Genomic DNA, 6,133 nt, shown 5'->3' with positions numbered 1-6,133 from the left:
ATTTGGTTTTGGATAGTGAGTATGATCAATTAAAAAGAGAAATACTAGATTTAGAAAACAAATATGATTTTTTAAATTCAAAATTTTCTCCATCTAAAACTATAGGTTTTAAGCCTTCAAAAAATTTTAAAAAATCTTTACATAGGGTACCAATGCTGTCACTAGATAATGCATTTCACGAAAACGATTTGATAAATTTTGAAAAAAAAATTACTAATTTTTTATCAATTAATAAAGACAGTGAAATTTTTTATAGTGTAGAGCCCAAAATAGACGGAATATCCGCATCACTAACATTCAAAAATGGTGAATTTGTAAAAGGTCTATCACGAGGAGATGGAAAAGAAGGAGAAGATATAACTGAAAATCTCAAGACAATAAGAGATATACCAAAAAAAATTAATGCAAAATATTTTCCAGAGGAAATTGATATTAGAGGAGAAGTATTTATTCAAAATAGTGATTTCAAAAATTTAAATGAAAAATTTGCAAACCCTAGAAATGCAGCCTCTGGTTCTCTAAGACAAAAAAATCCAGATGAAACAAAAAAAATACCTTTAAAATTTATTGCATATACATTTGGATATGAAAAAGGACTAGCAGTTAATAATCAATCAGATTTTTTAAGTAAATTAGACGATTGGGGTTTTAAAACAAACCCATTAAATAAGTTAGTAAAAGGGATTAAAAATTTAATGAAAAATTATCAAGAAATTGAAAAAAAAAGAGCTAATATTGATTTTGATATAGATGGAATAGTTTACAAAGTGAATAATTTTGCAATGCAAAAAAGATTGGGTAATGTTGCAAATGCACCAAGGTGGGCAATAGCTCACAAATTTTCATCTAATAAAGCTGTCTCTAAAATTTTAGATATAGAGATACAAGTTGGTAGAACAGGTGCATTAACACCAGTAGCAAAGATCAAGCCAATTAATATTGGAGGAGTTATAGTTTCAAATGCAACATTACATAATGAAGATGAAATCAATCGAAAAGATATTAGAATAGACGATACAGCAGTTATAGAGAGAGCTGGAGATGTGATACCTCATATACTTTCAGTAAATAAACAAAAAAGATCAAAAAATTCAAAAAAATTTATTTTTCCAAAAAATTGTCCATCATGTGGATCAGAAACAATTAAAGAATTTAATAATATTACAAAAAAAGTTGACGCTGTAAGGAGATGTTCTAGCGAAGGTTATTATTGTGATAAAATATCAATTGAAAAATTAAAACATTTTGTTTCAAAAGAAGCTTTTAATATAGATGGTTTTGGGAAAAAAATAGTTGAAAATTTTTGGAAATTAAAATTTATAAAATATCCTCAAGATATTTTTAATTTGGATTTTTCAGAAATTGAAAATTTAGAAGGTTGGGGCAAACTTTCTGTTCAAAATCTAAAGTATTCAATAGATCAAAAAAAAACTATTTCTTTAGAGAGGTTTATTTATTCTCTTGGTATAAGGCATATAGGTCTAGAAAATGCAAAATTGTTGTCTAAACATTTTGTATCATTTTCAGAATTTAAAAAGTTATCTAAACAAAATGATTATGAAGATATGCTTAACATAGATGGAATTGGTGAAACGCAAGTCAATTCAATCAAGAGTTTTTTTTCAAACGAAACTAACAAACAAGTTTTAAATGAATTGGAAAAAGTTTTGTTAATTAAAGATGCTATTCAAAATTCAGACTATGGTAAATTAAAAAACATAACTTTTTTAGTTACTGGAAAATTAAATGGAATTAGTAGAGCAGAAATTAAATCTTTAATCGAAGAAAATTCTGGAAAAACACTTAGTAGCGTATCTAAAAAACTAAATTTCTTAATTATTGGAGAAAAACCAACTAAGAAGAAAGTGGATTACGCCAGAGAGTTAAAAATAAAAGTCATTGACCAAGTTGAATTTTTAAAAATGCTAAATAAAACTAGCTAACCACTTTCTCTCATTTGAATTCAAATATTTTGATATCTTTGAATAGACTTCTAAATGATATTTAAATAAATAGTTTTTTTCATTAATTGTTAAAAGATCAAAATTTATCAAATCCTTCTCTATGGGTGCTAGTGTTAAATTATGAAATAACAAATTGTTGTTTGTTTTTTTAACATAAACTAAATTTTCAATCCTAATTCCATATTCATTAGTTTTATAATACCCAGGTTCATTACTTAAAATCATACCTTCTCTTATTTTTACTGTATTTATTTTTGTAATAGATTGAGGCCCTTCATGAACATTAAGAAAAAAGCCAACACCATGACCTGTACCATGAGCATAATCTAAGTTACTTTTATTTAAAAATTTTCTCGCTCTTTTATCAATTTTTTTACCTGTATCATTTTTATTAATATCAGTTGTAGCTACAGCAATATGACCTTTTAAAACTTTGGTAAAAACATCTTTGATGCTATGTTTTTGTTTTGAAAAACAAATTGTCCTTGTAACATCAGTTGTTCCATATTTATATTGGCCTCCAGAATCACAAAGGAAAATATCCCTTTTATTTATAACTCGGCAACTTTCTTTCTTTGCACGATAATGGACAATGGCACCATTTTTACCAGAGCCTGCTATTGTATCAAAACTCGGATAAAGAAAGTTTTTATTTGATTTTCTGAAATTTTCTAATTTTTCAGCTGCTTCTACTTCGGTGATTTTTTTTTTATTAATTTTTTTTATCCAAAATAAAAATTTAGTTAATGCTACTCCATCTAAGATATGAGCATTAATCATATTTTTAATCTCAGTTTTATTTTTGATTGCCTTTAAAAGATAAATTGGATCTTCTCTTTTTATGATCTTAAATTTAGACTTAATTAAATTTTCATAAAATATTGAACAAGATTTATCATCAATAATAAAGTTTTTTCCCTTAAGATATTGTATTTTACTTGGGAAAGTATTTATATCTAAAAATTCATCTTTATTAATAATTTTATTTTTTAATAATTGCTTACATTTTTTAAGATTACTTATAAGTAGAATTTTTTTTGATTTACTTACTATCAATCTCGAATTGGGAACTGGACTGTTGGGGCCATCTCCACCTCTTATATTTAAAGTCCACGCAACATTTTCTGGAGCACTAATAAATATATAATCAGATTTATTTTTTTTTAAGTATTTAGATATTTTATTTAATTTGGAATTAACACTTTCACCAACAATATTTTTATCTAAAGAAAAAAATGGTTTAAAGGTATGTTTTTTTTGATTTTCAATTTCATCAATTAGATTTTTTTCGACATATTTAATTTTATTATATTTTAAAAAAAAATTTTTTATTTGAGTATTGGTAAATAACTTTGGATCTATACCAAGTGTAAGATTTTTAAATAAACTACAATTTATTAATTTTTCAAATCCATAAATTTTAAAATTTTTCCCACTCTCGATTTTACTTTGAATTGTGTATCTTCCATCAGTAAACAAATAATTTTTATTTTGAAGAATTATAGCTAGACCAGCAGATCCACTAAAATTCGAAATAACTTCTAATCTATTTAACTTTGAATATTCTGTAAAAAAATCATCATTTTTTGGAATTATATAGCCATCAATTCCATATTTTTTAAATTTGCTTCTTAATAATTTTATATGATTCTTCATTTAATTCTCTTTTGATATCTTATCCACCCGGGACTTCTTGTTCCTTCTTCAATTTCAAAATCCTGATTAAACTCAAAATCATCATCATTGTTAATTTCTTCATCAAAGAAAGAATTTTTTTCTAAATGTTTTTCTGGTAATTCATCAATGAACCGCGAAGCCATACTATCTATCCAATCCCCTTGGTAAAATCTATTCATTGAGAAAGAAATTATAGCTTTTTTCTTTGCTCTTGTAATTCCTACATATGCTAGCCGTCTTTCTTCTTCCAGACCATTTTGACCTTTTTCTTCAATAGATTTTTGATGTGGAAATAATCCTTCTTCCCATCCAGGTAAAAATACAACATCAAATTCCAAACCTTTTGCTGCATGCATGGTCATCATGTTAATTTTTTCACCATCCCATTCTTGATCAACTGCGGTTGCTAAAGATACATGTTCTAAAAAACTTTCTAAATTATCAAATTCTTTCATAGCACTTAACAACTCTTTGATATTTTCTAGTCTATTTTCATTATCTAAATCTTTTTTATTTTTAAGCATTGCTGAATAACCAGACTCATCTAAAACAATCTGTAATAGCTTTATGTGATTTAATTTCTTTATGGTTAAATAATTTCTCCATTTGTTTAGAGAATTAATAAAAAAGTTAAGTCCAATTTTAGCTTTTGGCTTAATTAAATTTTGCTCAAGCATTTTTATTGATGCTCTTTCTAAATTTAAATTATTTTCTTTAGCAAACTCGTGAATGTTTTTTAAGGTACTATCACCTACTGATCTTTTTGGATTGTTAACTATTCTTTCAAAAGCTAAGTCATCTTTCTCTTGATGAATTAATCTTAAGTATGCAACACAATCTTTAATCTCAGCTCTTTCATAAAATTTTGTACCACCTAATATTCTATAGGGCATACCAATTTTCAGAAATCGCTCTTCAAATTCACGTGTTTGGAAAATAGCTCTAACTAAAATTGCAATATTATTATACGAAAATTTTTTTTTAATTTTTTTTTCTATTTCATCAGACACACCAATTGCTTCATCCTTACCATTTTTAAAACAGTTTAATTGAACCAAATCTCCCTCTTCCATTGTAGTAATTAATGTTTTTCCAACTCTATTTTGATTATTAGAAATAAGGTTTGAAGCAACCGATAAAATATTTTGTGAAGATCTGTAATTTTGCTCTAATCTTATTACTCTTGTATTTTCATAGACTTGATCAAACTCTAAAAAGTTTTTTATCTCAGCACCTCTCCAGCTATATATTGATTGGTCATCATCACCAACACAGCAAATATTTTTATTTTTTTCAGATAGAAGATTAAGCCATTTACTTTGAATAAAGTTTGTATCTTGATATTCGTCAACTAAAATATATTTAAAATTTTTAGAATATATTTCTCTAATATCAGGATTAAATTCTAAAATTTTTACTGCATGTAAAATTAAATCACCAAAATCACAAGAATTTAAATCTGTTAATTTTTTCTGATAAATTTTGTATAATGGAAGAACAGTTTTCTCATATATATCTTTTTTATTTATAATTACTTCGCCAGGATAAAAACCTTTATTCTTCCACCTATCAATTATTGCAAGTATAAATCTTGGAGATAATTGTTTGATATCGATATTTTCTGCTTTGCATATATTTTTAATTAATCTAATCTGATCATCAGTATCTATGATAGTGAAATTTGAGTTTAATTGTGCAGCTGAAGCATGTTTTCTTAACAATTTTGCACAAATTGAATGAAATGTTCCTAGCCAAGAAAGACCGACAGCAGCAGATGCTAAAATTTTACTAACTCTGTTTTGCATTTCTTTAGCAGCTTTATTTGTAAATGTGACTGCAAGAATTTGATTAGGAAAAGCTTTTTTTTCCTTAATTATATTCGCTATTCTTGATGTTAGAACTTTAGTTTTTCCTGAACCAGCACCAGCTACTATTAAAAGAGGACCATCCAGATGCATTACAGCCTCTTTTTGCGCTTCATTTAAACCATCTAAATATTCTCTATTTATCATTCGAAATAATGTTTTATAAGATTACTACTTAAAATGAATAATCCTAAATTTATTGCTAATTTTAATAAAAAATTCAGTAAATTTATTAATAATCTATTAGAGAAAAATTTAAACAAGTTAAATGTTGATAACTTTAAAAATTTATTAATTAACAATAAAATATTTTTATCTATTGTCGCACTAATTATTTTATTTTTATCATATCTTTCATTCCCAAACATTTACAATAAAGCGGATGTAGCTTTAGAAATTAAAAAAAATTTAAAAAACAAATTAAACCTAGAGTTTAATTTTCAAGAAGATTTAGATTATAAATTTTTACCAAGACCTCATTTTACTACAAATAATTCCTCAATTAATTCTAGAGAAGATAAAATTACAGAAATAAAAAAACTTAAAGTTTATGTCTCGTTGGAAAATCTATTTTCTTTAAAAAATATCAAATTAAATCATGTTATCTTAGAAGAAGCAAATTTTAAT

Annotated in this window: 4 protein-coding genes; 2 read left to right on the top strand and 2 right to left on the bottom strand. The window is 25.5% G+C overall.

The genetic code is table 11. The features are described 5' to 3' along the window. Nucleotides 1-1,943 (top strand): NAD-dependent DNA ligase LigA (gene ligA, locus ACTTA5_RS07450; protein WP_440649137.1); only part of this gene is annotated, 1,943 nt, incomplete at its 5' end. Here the strand turns inward: ligA and ACTTA5_RS07445 are convergent. After that, a complete protein-coding gene (locus tag ACTTA5_RS07445) occupies nucleotides 1,926-3,620 on the bottom strand; it encodes a M24 family metallopeptidase (protein ID WP_440649135.1) in 1,695 nt (564 codons plus the stop codon). The genes ligA and ACTTA5_RS07445 overlap by 18 nt on opposite strands. Further along, entirely contained in the window at nucleotides 3,617-5,653 is a 2,037-nt protein-coding gene (locus ACTTA5_RS07440; RefSeq protein ID WP_440649133.1) for an ATP-dependent helicase, read from the bottom strand. Before ACTTA5_RS07440 ends, ACTTA5_RS07445 begins: the two co-directional genes overlap by 4 nt. Before the next feature lie 33 nt (nucleotides 5,654-5,686). Between ACTTA5_RS07440 and ACTTA5_RS07435 the strand changes: the two genes are divergently transcribed. Continuing rightward, nucleotides 5,687-6,133: AsmA family protein (locus ACTTA5_RS07435; protein ID WP_440649131.1), on the top strand; the 447-nt coding region annotated here is incomplete at its 3' end.

Origin of the sequence: Candidatus Pelagibacter sp. HIMB1521 (genome assembly GCF_052047875.1) — a bacterium.
Lineage (GTDB): Bacteria > Pseudomonadota > Alphaproteobacteria > Pelagibacterales > Pelagibacteraceae > Pelagibacter.
This window is presented reverse-complemented; position numbering and strand designations above follow the sequence as displayed.

Coding starts and splice junctions, on each gene's coding strand:
- ACTTA5_RS07445 (WP_440649135.1), bottom strand. CDS start 3,620: ATGAAGAATCATATAAAATTATTAAGAAGCAAATTTAAAAAATATGGA.
- ACTTA5_RS07440 (WP_440649133.1), bottom strand. CDS start 5,653: ATGATAAATAGAGAATATTTAGATGGTTTAAATGAAGCGCAAAAAGAG.